Origin of the sequence: Streptomyces sp. NRRL S-37 (genome assembly GCF_000721605.1) — a bacterium.
Lineage (GTDB): Bacteria > Actinomycetota > Actinomycetes > Streptomycetales > Streptomycetaceae > Streptomyces.
On record NZ_JOIZ01000003.1, the window covers coordinates 146360 to 166618 of the forward strand.

Annotated in this window: 16 protein-coding genes and 1 riboswitch; of the genes, 9 read left to right on the plus strand and 7 right to left on the minus strand. The window is 73.4% G+C overall.

Translation table 11 applies throughout. The annotated features are described in order from the left end of the window. The first annotated feature begins 50 nt into the window (after nt 1–50). The gene (locus tag IH50_RS0104820; RefSeq protein ID WP_234328082.1) at nt 51–5333 is read left to right on the plus strand and encodes a DNA repair ATPase; all 5283 of its coding nucleotides are present in this window, start codon (nt 51–53) and stop codon (nt 5331–5333) included. Between the two features lie 2 nt (nt 5334–5335). Here IH50_RS0104820 and IH50_RS0104825 read toward each other — a convergent pair whose 3' ends face one another. Genes IH50_RS0104825 through IH50_RS0104840 form a run of 4 tightly spaced genes read right to left on the minus strand, consistent with a single transcriptional unit; the run spans nt 5336 to nt 8066 of the window. Further along, entirely contained in the window at nt 5336–6199 is an 864-nt protein-coding gene (locus tag IH50_RS0104825; protein ID WP_030857579.1) for an energy-coupling factor ABC transporter ATP-binding protein, read from the minus strand. After that, a complete protein-coding gene (gene cbiQ / locus IH50_RS0104830; protein ID WP_030857581.1) occupies nt 6196–6945 on the minus strand; it encodes a cobalt ECF transporter T component CbiQ in 750 nt (249 codons plus the stop codon). Before cbiQ ends, IH50_RS0104825 begins: the two co-directional genes overlap by 4 nt. Nucleotides 6946–6951: 6 nt before the next feature. Beyond that, nucleotides 6952–7350: an energy-coupling factor ABC transporter substrate-binding protein gene (locus tag IH50_RS0104835; RefSeq protein WP_030857583.1), complete on the minus strand. Its 399-nt coding sequence runs from the start codon at nt 7348–7350 to the stop codon at nt 6952–6954. Continuing rightward, complete coding sequence (locus IH50_RS0104840; RefSeq protein WP_030857585.1) at nt 7347–8066, minus strand: energy-coupling factor ABC transporter permease; 720 nt, start codon at nt 8064–8066, stop codon at nt 7347–7349. Before IH50_RS0104840 ends, IH50_RS0104835 begins: the two co-directional genes overlap by 4 nt. A 29-nt stretch (nt 8067–8095) precedes the next feature. Next, nucleotides 8096–8279, minus strand: a riboswitch (cobalamin riboswitch). A gap of 201 nt (nt 8280–8480) precedes the next feature. Here IH50_RS0104840 and IH50_RS0104845 point away from each other — a divergent pair. The 5 genes from IH50_RS0104845 to IH50_RS0104865 all read left to right on the plus strand — a co-directional run bounded on the left by IH50_RS0104845 (nt 8481) and on the right by IH50_RS0104865 (nt 13641). Next, nucleotides 8481–10070, plus strand: a complete 1590-nt coding sequence (locus IH50_RS0104845) for an ABC transporter substrate-binding protein (RefSeq protein WP_030857587.1) — start codon at nt 8481–8483, stop codon at nt 10068–10070. 20 nt (nt 10071–10090) lie between these two features. Then, nucleotides 10091–11059 carry an ABC transporter permease gene (locus IH50_RS0104850; protein ID WP_030857589.1) on the plus strand — a complete coding sequence of 323 codons (969 nt, stop codon included), beginning with the start codon at nt 10091–10093 and terminating at the stop codon, nt 11057–11059. A gap of 65 nt (nt 11060–11124) precedes the next feature. Next, nucleotides 11125–12012, plus strand: a complete 888-nt coding sequence (locus IH50_RS0104855) for an ABC transporter permease (protein ID WP_030857591.1) — start codon at nt 11125–11127, stop codon at nt 12010–12012. Then, nucleotides 12009–12989 (plus strand): ABC transporter ATP-binding protein, encoded by a 981-nt coding sequence (locus IH50_RS0104860; RefSeq protein WP_078913849.1) that lies wholly within the window; start codon nt 12009–12011, stop codon nt 12987–12989. The genes IH50_RS0104855 and IH50_RS0104860 overlap by 4 nt, the downstream gene beginning before the upstream one ends. After that, nucleotides 12982–13641 carry an ABC transporter ATP-binding protein gene (locus IH50_RS0104865; protein ID WP_030857595.1) on the plus strand — a complete coding sequence of 220 codons (660 nt, stop codon included), beginning with the start codon at nt 12982–12984 and terminating at the stop codon, nt 13639–13641. The genes IH50_RS0104860 and IH50_RS0104865 overlap by 8 nt, the downstream gene beginning before the upstream one ends. 28 nt (nt 13642–13669) lie before the next feature. Here IH50_RS0104865 and IH50_RS0104870 read toward each other — a convergent pair whose 3' ends face one another. Both IH50_RS0104870 and IH50_RS0104875 read right to left on the minus strand, forming a co-directional pair. Then, a complete protein-coding gene (locus tag IH50_RS0104870) occupies nt 13670–14431 on the minus strand; it encodes an SAM-dependent methyltransferase (RefSeq protein ID WP_030857597.1) in 762 nt (253 codons plus the stop codon). Between the two features lie 124 nt (nt 14432–14555). Next, on the minus strand, nt 14556–15683 hold the full coding sequence (locus IH50_RS0104875; protein ID WP_078913868.1) for a hypothetical protein: 1128 nt from the start codon (nt 15681–15683) through the stop codon (nt 14556–14558). Nucleotides 15684–15805: 122 nt separating this feature from the next. Between IH50_RS0104875 and IH50_RS0104880 the strand changes: the two genes are divergently transcribed. The 3 genes from IH50_RS0104880 to IH50_RS0104890 are packed head-to-tail and all read left to right on the plus strand — an operon-like array spanning nt 15806 to nt 18466. Continuing rightward, entirely contained in the window at nt 15806–16810 is a 1005-nt protein-coding gene (locus tag IH50_RS0104880; protein WP_030857600.1) for a glycosyltransferase family 2 protein, read from the plus strand. Next, on the plus strand, nt 16797–17213 hold the full coding sequence (locus IH50_RS0104885; RefSeq protein WP_030857601.1) for a GtrA family protein: 417 nt from the start codon (nt 16797–16799) through the stop codon (nt 17211–17213). Before IH50_RS0104880 ends, IH50_RS0104885 begins: the two co-directional genes overlap by 14 nt. Then, entirely contained in the window at nt 17210–18466 is a 1257-nt protein-coding gene (locus tag IH50_RS0104890) for an NAD(P)/FAD-dependent oxidoreductase (RefSeq protein ID WP_037872014.1), read from the plus strand. The genes IH50_RS0104885 and IH50_RS0104890 overlap by 4 nt, the downstream gene beginning before the upstream one ends. Nucleotides 18467–18539: 73 nt before the next feature. Here IH50_RS0104890 and IH50_RS0104895 read toward each other — a convergent pair whose 3' ends face one another. After that, nucleotides 18540–20168, minus strand: a complete 1629-nt coding sequence (locus tag IH50_RS0104895; RefSeq protein WP_051767170.1) for a hypothetical protein — start codon at nt 20166–20168, stop codon at nt 18540–18542. Nucleotides 20169–20259 lie beyond the last annotated feature (91 nt).

The window sequence follows — 20259 nt, forward strand, 5'->3', positions numbered from 1 at the left end:
CGCACAGGGGACGGCGGCTCCCGGCCGCACCTTCCGAGAGGCAGCCAGCCATGACCACCGGCACCCACGAGCCCATGAACACGGCCCCGCGCAGGACCCCGGGCCCGGGCACACCCGCAACCGGCACCGCTCCCGGCCGTCCCGGGACCGACGCCGGCACCGCTCCCGCGACCGGTGCCGCCGCCGCGTCCGGCGCCGGCCACGGCACGCCCGGAGCGAGCGGCTCCGGAGGGGCGCCCGGCACGGACCGGACGCAGGGCGCGGACCGAACGCAGGGCGCGCCCGGCGGGGGCTCCGGGCGGGGCGGAGCCCCCGGGAGGTCCGAACCGGCCGGATCCCGCGGGGCGTCCGGAGGAACCGGATCCCGCGGGGCGTCCGGCGCGGACACCGCTCGCGGGCGGGCCGGCGCCGACGGGCCCCACGAGGCGCCCGGTACGCCCGCGCCGGGCGGGACCGACGCGGCGGACGACGGCGGCGCCTACCGGATACTGCGCGACCGCCTGGCCGCCCAGGCCGCCGAACTCGCCCGCCGCGCCGAGGCGCTGAACCACCGCCGCGCCGAGGAGTTCGGCGCCCCCGAACTGCGCCTCACCGGCACCGAGCGGCTGCGCACCGACCGCACCGCCGTGCCCCGCGACATCGTCGCCGTCGGCGACGTGCTCCTCTTCGGATACGAGGCCCGGCCCCGGCCCGAACGGGACACCGCGGTCGCCGACGTCCTCGCCCCGCACGACCGCGACCTGAACCGCCTCCCCGACGACGCCGTCCCCGGACTCCTCGACGACCCCGGCTTCGTCCGCGAGTTCGCCGCCCTGCACCGCTACTACCGCCAGGCCCGCCTGCTGCGGCTGCGCCGGACCGACGGCAAGCTGCTCGCCGTCTTCCAGACCGGTGAGAAGGCCGGCGACATCCGCGTCCTGCGCTGGACGATCCCGGAGGACGGCCGGTCGGCGGTCTTCCTGGACGCGCGCGGCGACCGCGACCACGCCCGCACCCCGCCCGCCGACATCGACTGGACGCCCACCACCCGCGAGGACCACGTCCTCGGCCGCCACCCGCACATCTCCGTCCAGGGCGAGGTGTTCGTCGACACCCTCGGCGGCACCCTCACCGTCAAGACCGAGAATGACACCACCACCCCCGACGGCATCCACAGCGAACCGGTCGACGAGCCCCTGCAGTCCCTCGCCGACGCCGAGATCGCCCACGCCCGCGTCGGCCCCCTGATCCTGCTGCGGATCCTCCCCTACAAGGAGACCGCCCACCGCCACCTGGTCTTCAACACCCTCACCCGGTCCGTCGTCCGCCTCGACGGCATCGGACAGGGGGCCCGCCGGCTCCCCGACGACCAGGGCATCGTCTTCCCCGGCGGCTACTGCCTCGCCGCCGGCCCCCACAAGACGTACGAACTCGACACCACCGGCATGGAGTTCGCACGCGAGGTGCGCTCCCCGTACGGCGAGGACGTGCTGTACGTCTTCCACGCGCCCGGACACGGACGCGCGCTGCTGCTGTCGTACAACCTCATCCGCGAGGCGGTCGCCACTCCGATGGCCTGCCACGGCTGGGCGCTGTTCGACGACGGACTCCTCGCCCTGCTGCGCCCCGACGGCGACGAACCCGCCCGCGTCCACCCCGTGCAGTCGTGGCAGTCGCCCTACGTCTCCGACACCCACGCCGCCGCACAGCCCGTCGGTGAGGGCCCGCTGGCCCGGGTCGGCAACGCCGACCTCGTACGCGGCATCTCCGACTGTCTGTCCCTGGCCCGTTCCGTCGCCGGGACCACCCCCACCACCGAGGTGTACACGGCCCTGGTGGCCGCCTGTGTCCGCGCACTCGACGCCCACCATTGGCTGGGCGACACCGAACTCGGCGATCTGCGCACGCCGTTGGAAGAGATGCGGGCCACCTCCGACCAGGTGCTGGCCGAGTTCGAGACCGTACGCGACCTCACCCGCCGGGCGGCCGAAGCGCTCGACGAGGCGGCCGGCCGGATCGCCTCGGTGGTGCGCCGGCTGCGCGGCGAGCAGCCCCGCGAGGCCGCCGCCTGGGTCGCCGGACTGACCGAACTCCGCCACGCCCAGGGCCATCTGCTGACCCTGAAGGAGATGCGGTACGCGGACCATGCCCGCATCGACGCCCTCGCCGACGGCGCCGAGGGCGACCTCGCCTCCTTCGGGCAGCGCGCGATCGCCTTCCTGGCCCGCGAGGACGCCTTCGCCGCCCATCACGCGGACGTCGAACGGCTGGCCGCCGACGCCGAGTCGGTCACCACCACCGCCGAGGCCGCCCCGGTCGCCGCGCGCCTGGACGAACTGGCCGACGGACTGCGCACGGTGACCGAGGTGGTCGCCGGGCTCGACATCGCCGACGCCACCGTCCGCACGGCCGTCCTGGAGCGGATCGCCGAGGCGACGGGCGGCGTCAACCGGGCCCGTGCCACCCTCGACGCCCGTCGCCGGTCCCTCCTCGACCGGGAGGCGCGCGCCGGTTTCGCCGCCGAGCTCTCCCTCCTCGGCCAGACGGTCACCGGCGCCCTCGCGGCGGCGGACACCCCGGAGGCCTGCGACGAGCAACTGACCCGGGTGCTGGCCCAGTTGGAGGCGCTGGAGTCCCGGTTCGCCGAGTTCGACGACGTCCTCGGCGAGCTCGCCGACCGGCGCGCCGAAGTCTACGAGGCGTTCTCCGCCCGCAGGCAGAGCCTCTCCGACGCCCGCGCCCGCCGCGCCGAACAGCTCGCTGCCGCCGCCGCCCGCGTACTGGAGACGATCACCCGCCGCTGTGCCACGCTCCCCGACGCCGACGCGGTGAGCACCTACTTCGCCTCCGACCCGCTCGTCGCCAAGGTCCGCCGCACCGCCGACGCCCTGCGCGGACTCGGCGACCGCGTCCGCGCCGAGGAACTCGACGGCCGGCTGCGCTCCGCCCGCCAGGAGGCCGCCCGCGCCCTGCGCGACCGCACCGACCTCTACGCGGACGGCGGACGCGCCCTCCGCCTGGGCGGCCACCGGTTCGCCGTCTCCACCCAGCCCCTCGACCTCACCGTCGTCCCGCACGGCGACGGCCTCGCGCTCGCCCTCACCGGCACCGACTACCGCGCCCCCGTCACCGACCCCGCCCTCCTCGCCGCCCGCCCGCTGTGGGACCGGCACCTGCCGTCCGAGTCGCCCGAGGTCTACCGCGCCGAACACCTTGCCGCCCGCCTGCTGCACGACCCCGGCCCCGACGCCCTGACCGGCGCCGGCGACCTCGCCGCCCTGGTCCGCCGGACCGCCGAGGAGGCGTACGACGAGGGGTACGAGCGAGGCGTCCACGACCACGACGCCACCGCGATCCTCACCGCCGTCCTGCCCCTGTACGACGGCGCGGGCCCGCTGCGCCACGAGCCCGCCGCCCGCGCCCACGCCCTGCTGTACTGGACGCACGGCACCACGGCCCAGGAGCGCGCCGACCTCACCCGCCGCGCCCGCTCCCTGGCCCGCGTCCGCGACGCCTTCGGCCCGCCGCCCGCCCTCGACGCGCTGCGGAAGGAACTCGCGGGGGCCGTACGCGCCTGGGACGAGGACGCCGCCGTCCGCCCGGAGGCCTGCGCCGCGTACCTCTTCGACGAACTCACCACCGGACCCGAGGGCTTCGTCATCGCCGCCCGCACCCGCGCCCTGCTCGACGCCTTCCGCCGCACGGTCACCACCGAGGCGTACGACGACGACCTCACCGCCCTCACGGACCTCACCGCCCGCCGCCAACTGGCCGAGGCCTGGCTGACCGCGTACGCCGCGACCACCGGGGACGAGCCGGCCGCCGGCGACCTCGCGGAGGCCGTGGCCGCCGAACTCTGCCCGGACGCGCCCCGTCACACCTCGAACGCGCCCCTGACCGTCACCGTGGACGGCCTGCTCGGCACCCACCCCCGGATCACCGACCGCCGCCTCACCCTCCGCCTGGACGAATTCCTCGCCCGCACCGAGGAGTTCAGGCAGCGTGACGTGCCCGCCTTCCGTGCCTTCCAGCGCCGCCGCACCGCCCTGGTGGCCGCCGAGCGCACCCGGCTGCGCCTGGACGACCACCGGCCGCGCGTGATGGCGACGTTCGTCCGCAACCGCCTGGTCGACGAGGTCTACCTCCCGCTGGTCGGCGACAGCCTCGCCAAACAGCTCGGCACCACGGGCGAGTCGGGCCGCACCGGCACCGGCGGCCTGCTGCTGCTCGTCTCCCCGCCCGGCTACGGCAAGACGACCCTCATGGAGTACGTCGCCGACCGCCTCGGCCTGGTCCTGGTGAAGATCAGCGGCCCGGCCCTCGGCCACGCGGTCACCTCGCTCGACCCGGCCGAGGCGCCGAACGCCACCGCCCGCCAGGAGATCGAGAAGATCAACTTCGCGCTGGCGGCCGGCAACAACACCCTCCTGTACCTCGACGACATCCAGCACACCTCACCCGAACTGCTGCAGAAGTTCATCCCGCTGTGCGACGCCACGCGCCGGATGGAAGGCGTGTGGGAGGGCGAGCCGCGCACCTACGACCTGCGCGGGAAGCGGTTCGCCGTCTGCATGGCCGGCAACCCCTACACCGAGTCCGGCGAGGCCTTCCGGATCCCGGACATGCTGGCCAACCGCGCCGACGTGTGGAACCTCGGCGACGTCCTCACCGGCAAGGAGGACGTCTTCGCGCTCAGCTTCGTGGAGAACGCCCTCACCGCCAACCCGGTGCTCGCCCCGCTCGCCGGCCGTGACCGCGCCGACCTCGACCTGCTGATCCGCCTCGCCGGGAACGACCCCACCGCCCGCGCCGACCGCCTCACCCACCCCTACGCCCCCACCGAACTGGACCGCGTCCTGGCGGTGTTGCGTCACCTCCTCACCGCCCGCCGGACCGTCCTCGCCGTCAACGCGGCGTACATCGCCTCCGCCGCCCGGTCCGACGAGGCCCGCACCGAGCCGCCGTTCCGGCTCCAGGGCTCCTACCGCAACATGAACAAGATCGCCCAGCGGATCCAGCCCGTCATGAACGCCGCCGAACTGGCCGCCGTCATCGACGACCACTACACGGCCGAGGCCCAGACCCTCACCACGGGCGCCGAGGCGAACCTCCTCAAACTCGCCGAACTGCGCGGCACGCTCACCGCCGAACAGGCGGCCCGCTGGACCGAGGTGAAGTCCGCCCACGTCCGCACCCTCACCCTGGGCGCCCCCGACGAGGACGCCCTGTCCCGCGCGGTCGCCGCCCTCGCCCTCCTCGGCGACCGGATCGCCGCCGTCGAGTCGGCCATCACCCGCGCCGCGGACCCGCGCCGGCTTCCGCGGGGCACCGACGGGCCGCCCACGCCCCGGTGACCTCAGGGAACGTGCGCGTCGCCTTCGCCGGCGGACGCGGCCACCAGGGCCGCCAGTTCCTCCGGGGAACGGGGGCCGGCGGCCGAGCCGGTCACCAGCCCCTGCGCCCGCAGCAGCCGCCCGACCGCCACCCCCCACGGCAGCCGCAGCCCCGCCGCCGCGAGGAGGTCCGTGCGGGCCAGCACCTCGGCCGCCGGACCGGTGTGCGTGCCCGACGGGGTGAGCAGGGCCGCGTCGTCGGCCCAGCGCAGGGCGAGGTCCACGTCGTGGGTGGCCATGACGACCGTCGTGCCGCCCGCGCGCAGCCCCTCCAGGGTGGCCAGCAGGCGTTCCTGGCCGTCCGGGTCCAGGCCCGCCGTCGGCTCGTCCAGGATCAGCACGCGGGGCCGCATGGCGACCGCGCCCGCGATCGCCGTCCGCTTGCGCTGCCCGTAGGACAGCAGGTGCGTGGGACGGTCGGCGAGAGCGGTGATGTCCAGCGCGGCGAGCGACTCCGCCACCCGGGCGCGCACCTCCGCGTCGGGCAGGCCGAGGTTGAGCGGCCCGAACGACACGTCCTGGCCGACCGACGCCGCGAACAACTGGTCGTCGGGGTCCTGCACCACCAGCTGCACGGTGGTCCGCAGCGCCGTCAGCCCTTTGCGGTCGTACCGCACCGCCCGGCCCTCGACGGTCAACTCGCCGCCGTCCGGCCGAAGTCCACCGCTCAGCAGTCGCATCAGCGTCGTCTTGCCGCTGCCGTTGCGTCCCAGCAGCGCCAGCGCGCGCCCCTCGCGCACCTCGAAGTCCAGGCCGCTGAGCACGGGCGGGCCGTCCTCGTACGCGAACGACGCGCCCCGCAGGGCCACCAGGACGGACTCGCTCACGACAGGGGCCTTTCCAGTACGAAGGTGAGGGCGGCCAGCGCCGCCAGCAGCGCCGTGCTCAGCACCGTGAACCGGACGGAGATACGGGCCTCGGGCACCAGCACGCGCAGGGTGCCGTCGTAACCGCGTCCGGCGAGCCCCGTCTGCAGCCGCGCCGCCCGGTCGAAGGACCGGACGAACGCGGTCGCGCCCAGCCCGCCCAGCGAACGCCACGTCGCCGCCCGGGTGGTGTGCCCGAGCCGGGCCGCCTGCGCCTGGCTGACGCGGCGCACCGAGTCCAGCAGCAGGAAGCTCATCCGGTACGTCACCAGCGCCACGTCCACGAGCGGGGCCGGTACCCCGGCCCGTACCAGGCGCGGCAGCAGATCCGACATGGGCGTGGTGAAGGCGAACAGCAGCACGCCCAGCGAGGCCGCCGACGTGCGCAGCAGCAACTCCCCGGCGCGCGGCGGCCCGTCCTCGGCCCAGGACACGAACCCGCCCGGCCCGCCCACCCGTACCAGCAGGGGCAGCGCCCCGGTGACGCAGAAGCCCAGCGGCACCCGGTACGCCCGCCACAGCCGTCGGCCCGGCACCCCCGCCGGGCCGAGCAGCAGCGCGAGCGCCGTCACCAGCACCAGGGCCGCGCCCGGCCACGGCGGCAGCGAGATCGCGAGCACGGTGAGGCCCAGTCCCAGCACGGCCTTGTCCACGGGATGACGGTGGCGCCAGCGGCTGCTGTGCGCCGCCGCGTCGATCGGCAGCACGTGCCGTCAGACCCGTCGTCGTCCGGGGGCGGCCCCGGTACCGGCGTCCGTGCCGGCCTCGGCCCCGGCGTCCGTGTCCGCCTCCGCCCGCAGCCGCTCCAGCGCCCGCGCCTCCCCCTGCCGCCGCCCGCGCCGCACCCCGAAGTAGTACGCGAGGACGCCCGCGCCGATCGCCGCCTGGAGGGCGAACAGCGCCGACTCGATCTCCCCGGACGGCGGTTCGTACAGCGGCGAGAACCACGGCTCGTAGTCCGGGTCGATCTCGGTGATCGCCGTCTCGGCCTCGGCGTCCGCGCCCGTGAACGGCTCCTCCTTGTGGTCGCCGAGCCCGAACACCAGCGGGATCACGGCGAGCGCGGCCACCAGCACCAGCAGCAGCGTGTTGATCTTCGCGTTGCGGCTCATCGGGCCACCGCCTCCGCCGAGTCGGACGACTTCGCCGTCTGCCGCCCGGCCACCGACGCCACCAGCACGCCGAGCCGCGTCAGCTCCCCCTTGCTCGACTGCACCAGCATGCGCATCACCAGCACGGTCAGCAGCCCCTCGCTCACCGCGAGCGGGATCTGCGTCACGGCGAAGACGGAGCCGAACTTGCCCAGCGCGCCCCAGAATCCGCTCCCCGGGTCGGGGAAGGCGAGCGCCAGCTGCACGCTCGTCACGCAGTACGTCGACAGGTCGGCGACGAACGCGCCGCAGAACACCGCGACCATCAGCGGCACGTCGTACCGGCGCAGCAGCCGGTAGATCCCGTACCCGGCCCAGGGGCCGACGACCGCCATCGAGAAGACGTTGGCGCCCAGCGTGGTCAGCCCGCCGTGGGCGAGCAGCAGCGCCTGGAACAGCAGGGTGATGGTGCCCAGCACCGCCATGACCGGCGGCCGGAACAGGATCGCGCCGAGCCCCGTGCCGGTGGGGTGGGAGCAACTCCCGGTGACGGACGGCAGTTTCAGTGCGGACAGGACGAACGTGAACGCTCCCGACGCGCCGAGCAGCAGGGTGCTCTCGGGATGTTCCCGTACCTCACGGACGAGCGACCGGGCTCCGTGGACGACGAACGGCGCCGACGCGACGCCCCAGGCGACCGCGTGCGCCGGTGGCAGAAAACCCTCGGCTATGTGCATGGCTCAGCAGACCCTCTCCAGCACCTCGTGGATGGTTGACGTGCCTTGGCCGGTCTCCTGGCTGACGGGTACCACCGCCCGTGCTCCGCCTTCCCGGGTTCCGAAGAACCCAGTGGCTGCCCGTGAGGGCCGGAGCCGGACTTCCCGATCACAGTGGCGAGGGCCGCACCGGTATCGCACCGATTTCCCGTCACCAAGGCGTGGTGACAGTAGTGCCCGTTCCGGTCCGGTGACAAGCGGCCACCGGGGGCGCGCGGACGGCGCCCGGCGGCTCACACCCCGGCGCGCACCTGCGCACTTGACACGAGCGGTGCCGTCTGTGGGGGCGGGGGAGTGGGGGCCGTCGTCCTGGGCAGTACCTTGCTGCAATTAATATGCAACAACGGTTTTCAGGCAACAGGAATGTGAGGTTCGATGACGACCCGACGAATACGGGGTACCGCCGCCGCGCTCGCGATGGCCGGTGCGGTCGCCGCCTGCTCGGCGCCGGGCGACGGCGGCGCGGACGGCGGGGCGTCCGCCGAATCCGTCGTGATCGGGGTCCCGTCCGAACCGGACACCCTCAGCCCCCTGCTCGGCTACGGCAAGGACGGCAACTCCAAGATCTTCGACGGACTCCTCGCCCGCGACGCCGACATGAGGCTGAAGCCCGCCCTGGCGAAGGCGCTCCCCGAGGTCACCGACGGCGGCCGCACCTACACGTACACCCTGCGCGACGACGTGAAGTTCAGCGACGGCGAGCCGCTCACCGCCGACGACGTGGTCTTCACGTACGACACCGTGCTGGACGAGAAGACCAACAACACCGCCAAGAGCGAACTGGACGCCGTCAAGGACGTCCGGGCCGAGGGCGACGACAAGGTCGTCTTCACCCTCGACTACCCCTACGCGGCCTTCGCCGCCCGCACGGTGCTGCCCGTCGTCCCCGAGCACATAGCGGGCGGACAGGACCCCAACACCGGCCCGTTCAACACCAAGCCGGTCGGCACCGGACCGTACGTCCTCACCGGCTGGAGCAAGGGCGAGAAACTCACCTTCAAGGCCAATCCGGACTACTGGGGCGGCGCCCCGAAGGTGAAAAAGCTCACCATGGCGATCATCGCCGACGACGACGTCCGCGCCACCCGGCTGCGCTCCGGCGACCTCGACGGCGCGGCCCTCCCGCCCAACCTCGCCGCCACCTTCAAGGACGACGACGGGAAGAAGACGTATCAGGCGACGTCGTACGACTTCCGCGCCGTCAGCCTCCCCACCGGCAACCCCGTCGCCGGCGACACCGCGATCCGCCGCGCCCTGGACCTCGCCGTGGACCGCACGACCATGGTCGACAAGATCCTCGACGGCGCCGGCCGCCCCGCCTACGGTCCGCTGCCCGTCGACGACCCCTGGTTCGCCGAGGACGTCGAACGCCCCCAGGACCTCGGCAAGGCCAAGGGCATCCTCGACGAGGCCGGCTGGAAGACCGGAAAGGACGGCATCCGCGCCAAGGACGGCCGCCCCGCCCGCTTCACCCTCTACTACCCCTCCGGCGACAAGGTCCGCCAGGACCACGCCCTCGCCTACGCCTCCGACGCCAAGAAGGCCGGCATCGACGTCAAGGTGGAGAGCGCCACCTGGGAGGTCATCGAACCCCGGATGAAGCACGACGCCGTCCTCGCCGGCTTCGGCAGCACCGGCGACCCCGACTTCGGCCTCTACACCCTCCTGCACTCCTCCCTCGCCGGCGACGGCTTCAACAACATGGCCCTCTACGACAACCCGGCCGTCGACGAGGCCCTCGACACCGGCCGCCGCGGCCAGGACCCGAAGGACCGCGAGGCCGCCTACGACACCCTCCAGCGCGAACTGGTGAAGAACCCCGGCTACACCTTCCTCACCCACATCGACCACCTGTACGTCCTCGCCGACCGCTGGAAGGACCTCACCACCCAGACCGAACCCCACGAGCACGGCTTCGCCAGCGGCCCCTGGTGGAACGTCGAGGACTGGCAGCCCGCCGCATGACCACCCTCCCCTGGGGAGAGATGACCCGGCTCACGGCACGGCGGGCCCTGTTCGCCGTGCCGGTGCTGCTGGTCGTCACCTTCGGCGTGTTCGCCGTCGCCGCCGCCTCCCCCTTCGATCCCGTCAAGGCGTACGCCGGCACCGCCGCGCTCGGCGCCGACCAGGAGACCCTGGACCGGCTGCGCGAGAACCTCGGCGTGGACCGGCCGTTCACCGCCCGCTGGTGGGACTGGCTGACCTCCGCGGCCGGCGGCGACCTCGGCCGGTCCACCGTCATGCGCCAGCCCGTCGCCGAGGTCATCGGCGAACGCCTGGTCTGGTCGGCCCTGCTGTGCGCCGTCGCGTTCGCCGTCGCCGTCCTGCTCGGTACCGTGCTCGGCGTCCTCGCCGCCCGCCGCCCCGGCTCGCTCCCCGACCGTGCGGTCACCTCCCTCGCGTACGCCCTGGAGGCCGCCCCGGTCTTCTGGACCGCCCTGCTCGCCGTCTGGCTGTTCGCCCTGAAGCTGGACGTCCTCCCGGCCGGCGGCCTCACCGACACCGGCAGCGACCAGGTCACCTTCGGCCAGGTCACGAGCCATCTGATCCTGCCCGCAGGCGTCCTCGCCGTCTCCCAGCTGCCCTGGTTCACCCTCTACGTCCGGCAGGGCGTCGGTGACGCCCTCGCGGAGGACCCCGTGCGCGGCGCCCGCGCCCGCGGCCTGAGCGAACGCACCGTCCTGCTCGGCCACGCCCTGCGCTCCGGACTGCTGCCCGTCCTCACCCTGATCGGTTCCCGCGTCCCCGAGCTCATCACCGGCGCCCTGCTGGTGGAGACCGTGTTCAGCTGGCCGGGCATCGCCTCGGCCACCGTCGAGGCGGCCACCTCCGTGGACTTCCCGCTCCTCGCCGCGCTGACCACCCTCGCCACCGCCGCCGTCCTCGCCGGGAACCTCCTCGCCGACCTGCTCTACGGACTGATCGACCCGAGGGTGAAGCTGAATGAGATGTGACTCCCATGGACGTGCCACCCATGGACGTGCCACCCATGGACGTGATCCCCACGGAGGCAACCCCCATGGCCGCTGACACCACCACCGTGACGAAGACGGCGTGGCGCGCACACGGCACCGCCCGCCGCTCCACCCACACCCTGCGGCTGTACGTCTCCGCCGGACTCGTCGCCGTGACCGTCCTCGCGGTGCTCCTCGTCCCCCCGCTGGTCCGGCTCGACCAGCAGGCGGTCGACCTCGCCGCCAAACTCCTGCCGCCGTCCTGGTCCCACCCCTTCGGCACCGACGACGTGGGCCGCGACCTGCTGCTGCGCTGCGTCTACGGGCTGAGGGTGTCGTTGCTGGTGGGCGTGGTGGCCGCGCTCGCCGCCACCGTGATCGGCACCGCCGTCGGCGCCACCGCCGGCGCGCTCGGCGGCTGGGCCGACCGCGTGGTCATGCGCCTGGTCGACACCTTCTCCTCCGTACCGCACCTGCTGCTCGGCGTCTTCATCGTCGCCATGTTCCGGCCGGGCGTCTGGCCGGTGGTGGTCTCCGTCGGCCTCACCCACTGGCTGTCCACCGCCCGCATCGTCCGCGCCGAGGTCCTCTCGCTGCGCTCCCGCCCCTACATCGACGCGGCCGTCTCCGGCGGCGCCTCCCGGTGGCGGGTCGTCGTGCGGCACCTGCTGCCCGGCGTGCTGCCCCAGGCCGGCCTCGCCGCCGTCCTCATGGTGCCGCACGCCATGTGGCACGAGTCGGCCCTGTCCTTCCTCGGCCTCGGCCTGCCCACCCACACCGCCAGCCTCGGCACCCTCATCCAGGGCGCCCGCGGCTCCCTGCTCGCCGGACAGTGGTGGCCGACCCTCTTCCCCGGCCTGTTCCTGATCATCCCCACCCTCGCCGTCGCCGGCCTCGCCGGTGTCTGGCGGGAGCGGATCAATCCCCGCCGCCGATCGGAGCTGACGCTGTGACGACCGAGCGACCTCCCGTGCTGTCGGTGCGCGGCCTGTCCGTACGCTTCCTGCTGCCGGGCGGACGCCGCGTCGCCGCCGTCACCGACGCCCGCTTCGACGTGGCGCCCGGCGAGTGCCTCGCCCTGATCGGTGAGAGCGGCTGCGGCAAGTCCGTCCTCGCCTCCGCCCTCCTCGGCCTGCTCCCCGCCAACGCGCAGACGGCCGGCCACGCCCACCTCGGCGACCTGGACCTGCTGACCGCCGGCGAACGCACCCTCGCCCGCACCGTGCGGGGTCGCCGCATCGGCCTCATCCCGCAGAGCCCCGCCGCCCACCTCACCCCCGTACGCACCATCCGCTCCCAACTGGAGGAGACGGTCGCCCAGCTCACCGGCGTCCGGGGCCGCGCGGCCCTGCGCGCGGCGGCCGAACGGGCCGCCGGACGCGCCGGGTTCCCGCCGGACCACCTCGACCGCCATCCCCATGAACTCTCCGGCGGCCTGGCCCAGCGCGCCGCCACCGCCCTCGCCCTGGTGGGCGAGGCACCCCTCCTGCTGGCCGACGAACCCACCACGGGCCTGGACCGCGACCTGGTGGACCGCACCGTCGACGAACTGCGCCGCCACGTCGACGCCGACGGCGACCGGGCCCTGCTGATGATCACCCACGACCTCGCGGCGGCGGAACGCGTCGCCGACCGGGTGGCCGTCATGTACGCGGGCCGCATCGTCGAACTGACCGAGGCGGACGCCTTCTTCGGTACACCGGGCCCCCGCCACCCCTACAGCCGGGGTCTGCTGGACGCCCTCCCCGACCGGGCCTTCACCCCCATTCCCGGCATGCCCCCCGAACTCGGCGCCCTCCCCGACGGCTGCGCCTTCGCCCCCCGCTGCGACCGCGCCACCGACACCTGCACGGCGCTCCCGCCCTTCACCGGATCGGTCGCCTGCCACCACCCGGCCCCGGCACCCGCCCCGGAGGACATCCGTGCTTGAACTGCGCTCCATCACCGCCGGATACGACCGGCGGGCTCCCGCCGTACGGGACGCCACCCTCACCGTCACCCCCGGCGAGTCCGTCGGCCTGCTCGGCCCCAGCGGCTGCGGCAAGTCCACCCTGGCGAGGGTCGCCGCCCTCCTGCACCGCCCGGACGCCGGGGACGTCGTCCTCGACGGCACCCCCGTACGCCGCTGGCGCCACCGCGCCCCGCGCGAGCTGCGCACCGCCGTCGGCGTCGTCTTCCAGCAGCCCCGCCTCTCCGCCGACCCCCGTCTGCGCCTGGCCGACCTGATCGCGGAGCCCCTGCGCGCCACGGGCCGCCGCTCGTCCGTCCCCGGCCGGGTGGCCGAACTCGCCGGAACCGTCGGCCTGACCCCCGACCTGCTCACCCGCCGCCCTCACGAGGTCAGCGACGGTCAGCTCCAGCGCGCCTGCCTGGCCCGCGCGCTGGTGCTGCGCCCCCGCTGGCTGATCTGCGACGAGATGACGGCCATGCTGGACGCGTCGACCACGGCCGCGCTGGTCGGGGCCGTCGAGGCCTACCGCGCCTCGACGGGCGCGGGCCTGCTGGCCGTGGGCCACGACCGGGTCCTCCTGAACCGCTGGTGCGACCGCACGGTCCACTGGGACACGGTCACCGGAGGATGAGGCGGGGGGCATCGGGTTCCTTACCGCCTCACGGCATCGTGCGCGGTCCGGATCGGCCGGACGTCGGGCGCAGCACCAGGCAGACGAAGCCGAAGACGTCCCGGTAGACGCGCAGCCAGCCGTCGCGGTGGGCGGTGGCCGTGGCCAGGGCCTGCGCGCTGTCCGGGTCGTCCGGGTGGTCCAGGGCCCATGAGGCCAGCGATCCCGTCCACGCCCACTCGTAGTCGTCGAGCTCCTCACGTGTGCTGATGTGCCCGTGGACGGGGGTCCATCCGTCGGCGACGACGCGGTCCGTCGTGGCCGGCAGGTCGCTGAGCTCGCCGAGCATCCCGACGGCCTCGGGGGAGGGCTCCCGCGCCCAGAACCCGTCACCGATCAGGACGCGTCCGCCGGGAGCCAGGTGCCCGCGGGCCGCCGCGAGGGTGGCGGGCAGACCGCCGAAGGCATGGGTGGCCCCGACGCTGATCACCAGGTCGAAGGCGTGGGAGGCGGCGAAATCCCGGGCATCCTCGTGATGGAGCACGAGGCGTTCCTGAACCCCGCGCACGCGCGCCGCCTCCCGGGCACGCTCCAGCGAGCCCGCGGAGACGTCCACGCCCTCGGCCCGCAGTCCCGGATACGCGGCCAGGGCGCGCAGCAGCCACTCCCCGCCGCCGCAGCCGAGGTCGAGCACCCGGGCGTTGTCGTGCGGGACAGCACGTTCCAGCAGCCGCCGTACCGAGTCGTCGTCGAGCGGGGCCGCGATCGGGTGATCCGCGTGGGCAAGCAGGGAGATCTGTTCACGACGCACCGCCGGAGCCTGACACGGGCGGAGCCGGCACGCACCCCTTTTTCCGCCGGGCGGCCGGTACAGGCGGCCGGAACCGCCTGTACCGGGTGGGGTCAGATCTCGATACAGCCTGTACCGGGTGAGGTCAGACCTCGGTGCCCTCCATGAACGCCTCCTCGCCGAGCGCCCCCGCCGCGAAGCCGCCGAAGAAGCCCTCCATGAGCTCCTCGACGCGCACCTCGGTGGCGTTCGCCGGGGCCGTGGCCTTCTCGCCCCCGCCCAGGCGCAGCACCAGCGCGAACTTCTTGACCTTCGCCTTCTCCGCCAGCTCGGCCAGGTCGATGGAGACCTCGGTCAGCTCGCCGTTCTTCAGTGTGAAGTCGGCCGTGACCTTCTTGTTCGGCGCGTCCTTGAAGTCCTCGGCCGTCGGCAGTTCGGCGCCCGGCGGCAGTTCCTCCGCCAACGGGGCCAGCTTGCCGGTCAGTTCGGTCATCAGCGTGCGGAAGGGCGCCGTGGCCTCGATGTGTTCGGTGCCGTCCGGCCCGTCGGAGGTCTTGAAGTCGACCTCCTTGGCGATGACCTGCCGCAGTGCCTTGGTGAGCTTCTTCTGCGTCTTGGCGTCGAGCGTGGGGTCCGCCGAGGGCTCCCCGTCCTCGGCGCCCTCCGCCCCCGACATCCGCCCGCCGGCCTCCTCGACCTCCTTCGTCGAGATCTTGATCCACTCACCGGCCAGGAGCTTCTTGAACGCCCCGGCGCTGTCGGGCAGTTCGTCGGCCGACGGCATGGGGCTGCCGCTCATCCGCCCGACCGCGTCCAGGTCGGCACGGACGTAGGTGTAGTCGCCGACCAGCCGGTACTCGAACAGGTCGCCGTCCGGGCCGCCGAACTTCAGCGCCATGCCGTCGAGGTCCTTCTCGCCGGACTCCCCGAGCGGCTTCTTGGAGCGCACCGACAGGGATACCCGCGCGTCGCTGAGCAGTTCGGCGAGTTCTTCGGGTATTTCCTCGCCGGGTTCCGCCCCGGCGTCCAGCGCCTTCAGCGACGCGGCGTCGGTGTCCAGGTCCAGCTCGAAGGAGAGCGAGCGCTTCTCGCCGAGCTTCTCGAAGGCCTGGTCGAGCTTCTGTCCCGCGGACAGGTTCTCCACGGTGCCGCAGGCGGCGGAACCCGCCAGGACCGCGGTGGCGACGGCGGTGGCGGTGAGGGTCTTGCGTATGGCGGAAATGAGGAGCTCCTCGTCAATACGACCGATGTGGTCGATGTGAAGACCGATCATCACCCCGAACGGTTGCACGGCGCAGCCGAGTTTTCGGTGGGTGACCGCTCGCCACCTGTTCGAGCGCGGAAGACCACCGGCCGTTCGCCCGCCGTTCAGCAGTGCTCCCTAGCGTCGCGGCAATGTCAGACACATCCGCCCCCGCGGCGCCGTCACCGGTGCCGCGCCCCCGGGAGAGCCCCGGCGGAACCGCACTGATCAGCTACGTGCTGCCGGTGTTCAACGAGCAGGACGGCATACGGCGCTTCCACGACGAACTCGTGGAGGCGATCGACACCCGCCCGGAACTTTCTTTCGAACTGGTGTACGTCAACGATGGTTCGTCCGACGCCTCCCTGGCGATCCTCCGCGACCTGGCGAAGAACGATCCGCGGGTGTGCGTGGTCGACTTCGCGCGCAACTTCGGGCACCAGATGGCGATCACGGCCGGACTGGACGAGGCGCGCGGCGACGCGGTGATCGTGATGGACACCGATCTGCAGGACCCCCCGCGGGTGAGCCTGGAGCTCATCGACGCCTGGCGGGACGGCGCGGAGATCGTGCACGCCCGCCGCCGGTCCCGGCAGGACGGGCTGTTCAAGCGGGCGACGGCCGCCGCGTACTACAGGGTCCTGCGCGCGTGCACGGAGGTCGACATCCCCCTGGACACCGGGGACTTCCGGCTGCTGGACCGGCGGGTCGCCGACGAGCTGCGGCGCTACCGCGAACGCAGCCGGTTCGTGCGCGGCATCGTCGCCTCGATGGGCTTCGTCCAGACCGAGGTGTACTTCGACCGGGACGAGCGGTTCGCCGGCGAGACCAAGTACCCGCTGCGGAAGATGGCGCGGCTGGCGATCGACGGGGTGACCGGCTTCTCCACGGTTCCGCTGAAGCTCATCACCCGCCTCGGGTTCCTGGTGCTCACCCTCTCCTTCGCGGGCATCCTCTACGCGCTGGCGATGAAGGTGTTCCGGCCCGACATCACGGTGTCCGGCTGGACCATGCTCATGGTCGTCGTGCTGTTCCTCGGCGGGGTGCAGATGCTCTCGCTCGGGGTGCTCGGCTCGTACATCGGGCGCACGTACAGCGAGGCCCAGGGACGGCCGCTGTACATCGTCCGGCAGGTGGTCCGCCATGACGGTCACTGACACGCCCGCACCGACCGGGCGGCGCCCGCGACGCGACCTCCGCCAACTGGTCAGCTACACCCTCGTCGGCGGCAGCGGAGTCGCCCTGGACCTGGCCGCCTTCGCGCTCCTCTTCAACGTCCTGGGCTGGCACGAGCAGATCGCCAACGGCGTCAGTACCACCCTCGGCATCACCAACAACTTCATCCTCAACGCGGTCTTCACCTTCGGCAAGCGCGACCGTCCGCTGCTGCGTTTCGTGCGCTTCTACGCCGTCGGCCTGGTCGGTATCGCGCTCACCTTCGGGCTGCTGTGGTTCTTCGCCGGCCGGCTCGGAGCCGACCCGAACCTGGTCAAGGCCGCCTCCCTGCCGCTGGTCCTGGCGGTGCAATTCGTGCTCAACCGGAAGTGGAGCTTCGCGTGAACCTGGGCATCATCGGCGCCGGCGCCACCGGACTGACCGCCGCCTACGACGCGGTCAAGGCCGGACATACGGTCACGGTGCTGGAAGCGGCCGACGAACTGGGCGGCCTGGCCGCCTCACTGACCGTGCAGGGCACACCGCTGGAGCGCTACTACCACCACATCTTCCGCTCCGACCACGCCATGATCGAGCTGATCGAGGAGCTGGGCCTGGGCTCGTCCCTGCGCTTCCACAAGCCCACCACCGGCATCTACCGCGCCGGACGGCTGCGCCCCTTCAGCACCCCGCTGCAGATGCTGCGCTTCCTCCCGCCGCTGCCGGCACTGCGCTTCGCGTTCTCCTCCGCCGCGCTGAAGGCCGTCCGCAAGGGTGAGCGCTTCAACGACCGCACGGCGCTGAGCTGGCTGCGCCGCTGGGCCGGACGGCGTGCCACGGAGGAGATCTGGGAGCCGCTGCTGCGCGGCAAGTTCGGGGAGCGCGCCGAAGAGGTGTCCATGGCCTGGCTGTGGGCCCGGGTGCACTGCCGCACCTTCGAACTGGGCTATGTGCACGGCGGGTTCGACAAGGTGTACGCGGCGCTGGCGGACGCGGTCGCCTCACGCGGCGGGAAGATCGAGTTCGGCAAGCGGCTGACGCGTATCCGGCAGGACGGCGACACGGTGACGGTCGACACCGAGGACGGGTCGTCGTACGGCTTCGACCACGTCGTCGTCACCGTCCCGCAGCCCGCCTTCGCCCGGGCCGCGGGACTGCCGTCCGACGACGTGACGTGGCGCAACCAGTACCTCGGCGCGACCTGCCTCGTGCTGGAGCTGGACCGCAGCCTCATCCCGTACTACTGGCTCAACGTCAACGACACCGACTTCCCGTTCCTGGCCGTCGTCGAGCACACCCGGATGGTGGACCCGGCGGAGTACGGCGGCAAGCACATCGTGTACGTCGGGAACTACGTGCCGCGCGACGACTGGCGCTTCACCTCCGACCCGGAGGACCTGCTGGAGGCGTACACGCCCTGGCTGCGACGCCTGAACCCGGACTTCGACCGCTCCTGGATCTCCCGCCGGCACTTCTCCCGCGCCCCCTTCGCGCAGCCCGTCGTCACCCCGGAGTACCGGGAGCTCATCCCGCCGCACGAGACGACGATGAGCCGGGTCACGCTGGCCACGATGGCGCAGGTCTACCCGCAGGACCGGGGACAGAACTACGCCGTGGCGATGGCGCACCGGGTCATGGAGCTGATCGGCGCCCGGTGAGCCGCGGTACGGCGACGGCCACCGCCCCGGACGGGGGCGGTGGCCGTCGCCGTACGGGCGCGTCGGCCCGTGCTCACCGCAGCCGGCACACGACGAGCTGCCTCGCGGGCGCCGGCGGGCAGGCGTAGCGCGCCTCGATCCGCCGCGCCAGCTCCCGGTCGATCTTCCCCGGAGGGAACCAGCCGCGGTTCAGCACCGCGTACCGCGGCGGGTCCTCGTCCAGGCAACGGGCGTTCTCGGCGTACGAGTCGAGGGTGCTCACGTCCGGGAGGTAGCGGGTGCGCTGCAGGAACGTCGGGATCGGGTAGGGGCACGGCGAGGCGTGCCCGATGAAGTACGCCTCGTCGCCGAAGGCGAGGTACTGCACGAGCGCCCCGTCCGGCAGCCGCCGCCGCACCTCGGCCGCCTCGTCGGCCCTCTCCTCGGAGGCCCGCAGGTACGCGGCGTTGGTACTGCCCACCTCGCCGCGGTTCATGAGATGGGGGGAGGACGGCCAGACGGCCACCGCGACCAGCCCGATCCCCACCACGGCGGCCGGCACCCGCAACCCGGAGCCGCCCCGGGTCGGGCGCCGCACGTCGAGGAACGCGACGCCGAGCGCGACGCCCCCCGCCCCCCACACGACCGCCGACCGCTGCAGCCCCTGCGGGGCGGCGGAGTACCACGGCGCCAGGACGGCGATCACGCCGCTGACCGCCAGGAAACCCACCGGCACCCGCCCCCGCACCCCGTACCAGCGCGCCACCGCGAGCCCCCACAGCGCGGCGGCGCCCACCGGCAGCGCGGCGCCGTGGTACGCGAACCAGTTGCCCTGCACCACGACCGCGCCCAGCCCCACGGCGGCCCCCGCCACGGCGAGCACCGCCCACTCGGTGCGCCGGCGCCGGTCCTCCTGGCAGGCGAGCAGCAGGAGCAGCGCCGCGGGCAGCAGGAGCAGGACGGGGCTGAGGACGGCCCGGTCCGCGAGGAAGTCGACCGAGCGGGTGAGGAGTTCCCCGGGCCGCACGCCCTGCCGGGACAGCGAACCCTGGTTGATCTGCGGCATGTCCCGGACCCACTGCCACTCCCGCGACCCCGACCAGAGGCTGAAGCCCAGCAGCAGCACGCTCGACGCGGCCGTCGCGGCGGCGAGGAGCAGCGCGCGCACCCGGTCGGCGGCGAAGACGGCCAGCAGCGCGATGAGCGCGGTCGCGGCGGTGGAGTACTTCATCATCACCGCGAGCCCCAGCGGTACGGCCGCGAGCGCCGCGGCGGGCAGGGGCCGTTCGCCGGCGAGCACGACGGCCACCGCGAGCACCGACAGCAGCGCGGCCGTCCACTCCGGCTGCAGGAAGTCGGTGCGCGGCGCCAGCGCGAGCACCAGGGCCACCGCGGCACCGGCCAGATCCGCCTCCCGGCCCGGCAGCCGCCGCCGCAGCGCCGCGCGCAGGGCGAGCCCGGTGGCGAGGCACAGCAGCACACCGGCGCCCCGCAGGACCGCCTCGCGCACCGCGGTGGGACCGGTTCCCAGCTGATCGAGGCAGTACAGGAACCACCGGTAGAAATACGGCCGGTGGGTAAAGGTCTCCGACGGCGAAATGCCGACCGCCTCACCACTGCGCAGACACGCCAGCACATACCGGATGTCCCCGTGCAGCCGGGCCGTCGTCACGGAGTACACCAGCACGGCCCCCGTCACGAGTCCGACGACCAGCCGCGCCACGCGCGCTCGTTGCCCGGCCGGCGGTTGCGTACGGGTCCGCGCTGTCAACAAATCGGTCACGACGCGGGACATTAACAGTATGCCGTGAAAT

Excerpts from the sequence above, each read along its gene's own strand:
- IH50_RS0104845 (WP_030857587.1), top strand. The coding sequence starts at position 8,481 with ATGACGACCCGACGAATACGGGGTACCGCCGCCGCGCTCGCGATGGCC.
- IH50_RS0104840 (WP_030857585.1), bottom strand. The coding sequence starts at position 8,066 with ATGCACATAGCCGAGGGTTTTCTGCCACCGGCGCACGCGGTCGCCTGG.
- IH50_RS0104820 (WP_234328082.1), top strand. The coding sequence starts at position 51 with ATGACCACCGGCACCCACGAGCCCATGAACACGGCCCCGCGCAGGACC.
- IH50_RS0104850 (WP_030857589.1), top strand. The coding sequence starts at position 10,091 with ATGACCCGGCTCACGGCACGGCGGGCCCTGTTCGCCGTGCCGGTGCTG.
- IH50_RS0104880 (WP_030857600.1), top strand. The coding sequence starts at position 15,806 with ATGTCAGACACATCCGCCCCCGCGGCGCCGTCACCGGTGCCGCGCCCC.
- IH50_RS0104875 (WP_078913868.1), bottom strand. The coding sequence starts at position 15,683 with ATGATCGGTCTTCACATCGACCACATCGGTCGTATTGACGAGGAGCTC.
- IH50_RS0104885 (WP_030857601.1), top strand. The coding sequence starts at position 16,797 with ATGACGGTCACTGACACGCCCGCACCGACCGGGCGGCGCCCGCGACGC.
- IH50_RS0104835 (WP_030857583.1), bottom strand. The coding sequence starts at position 7,350 with ATGAGCCGCAACGCGAAGATCAACACGCTGCTGCTGGTGCTGGTGGCC.
- IH50_RS0104855 (WP_030857591.1), top strand. The coding sequence starts at position 11,125 with ATGGCCGCTGACACCACCACCGTGACGAAGACGGCGTGGCGCGCACAC.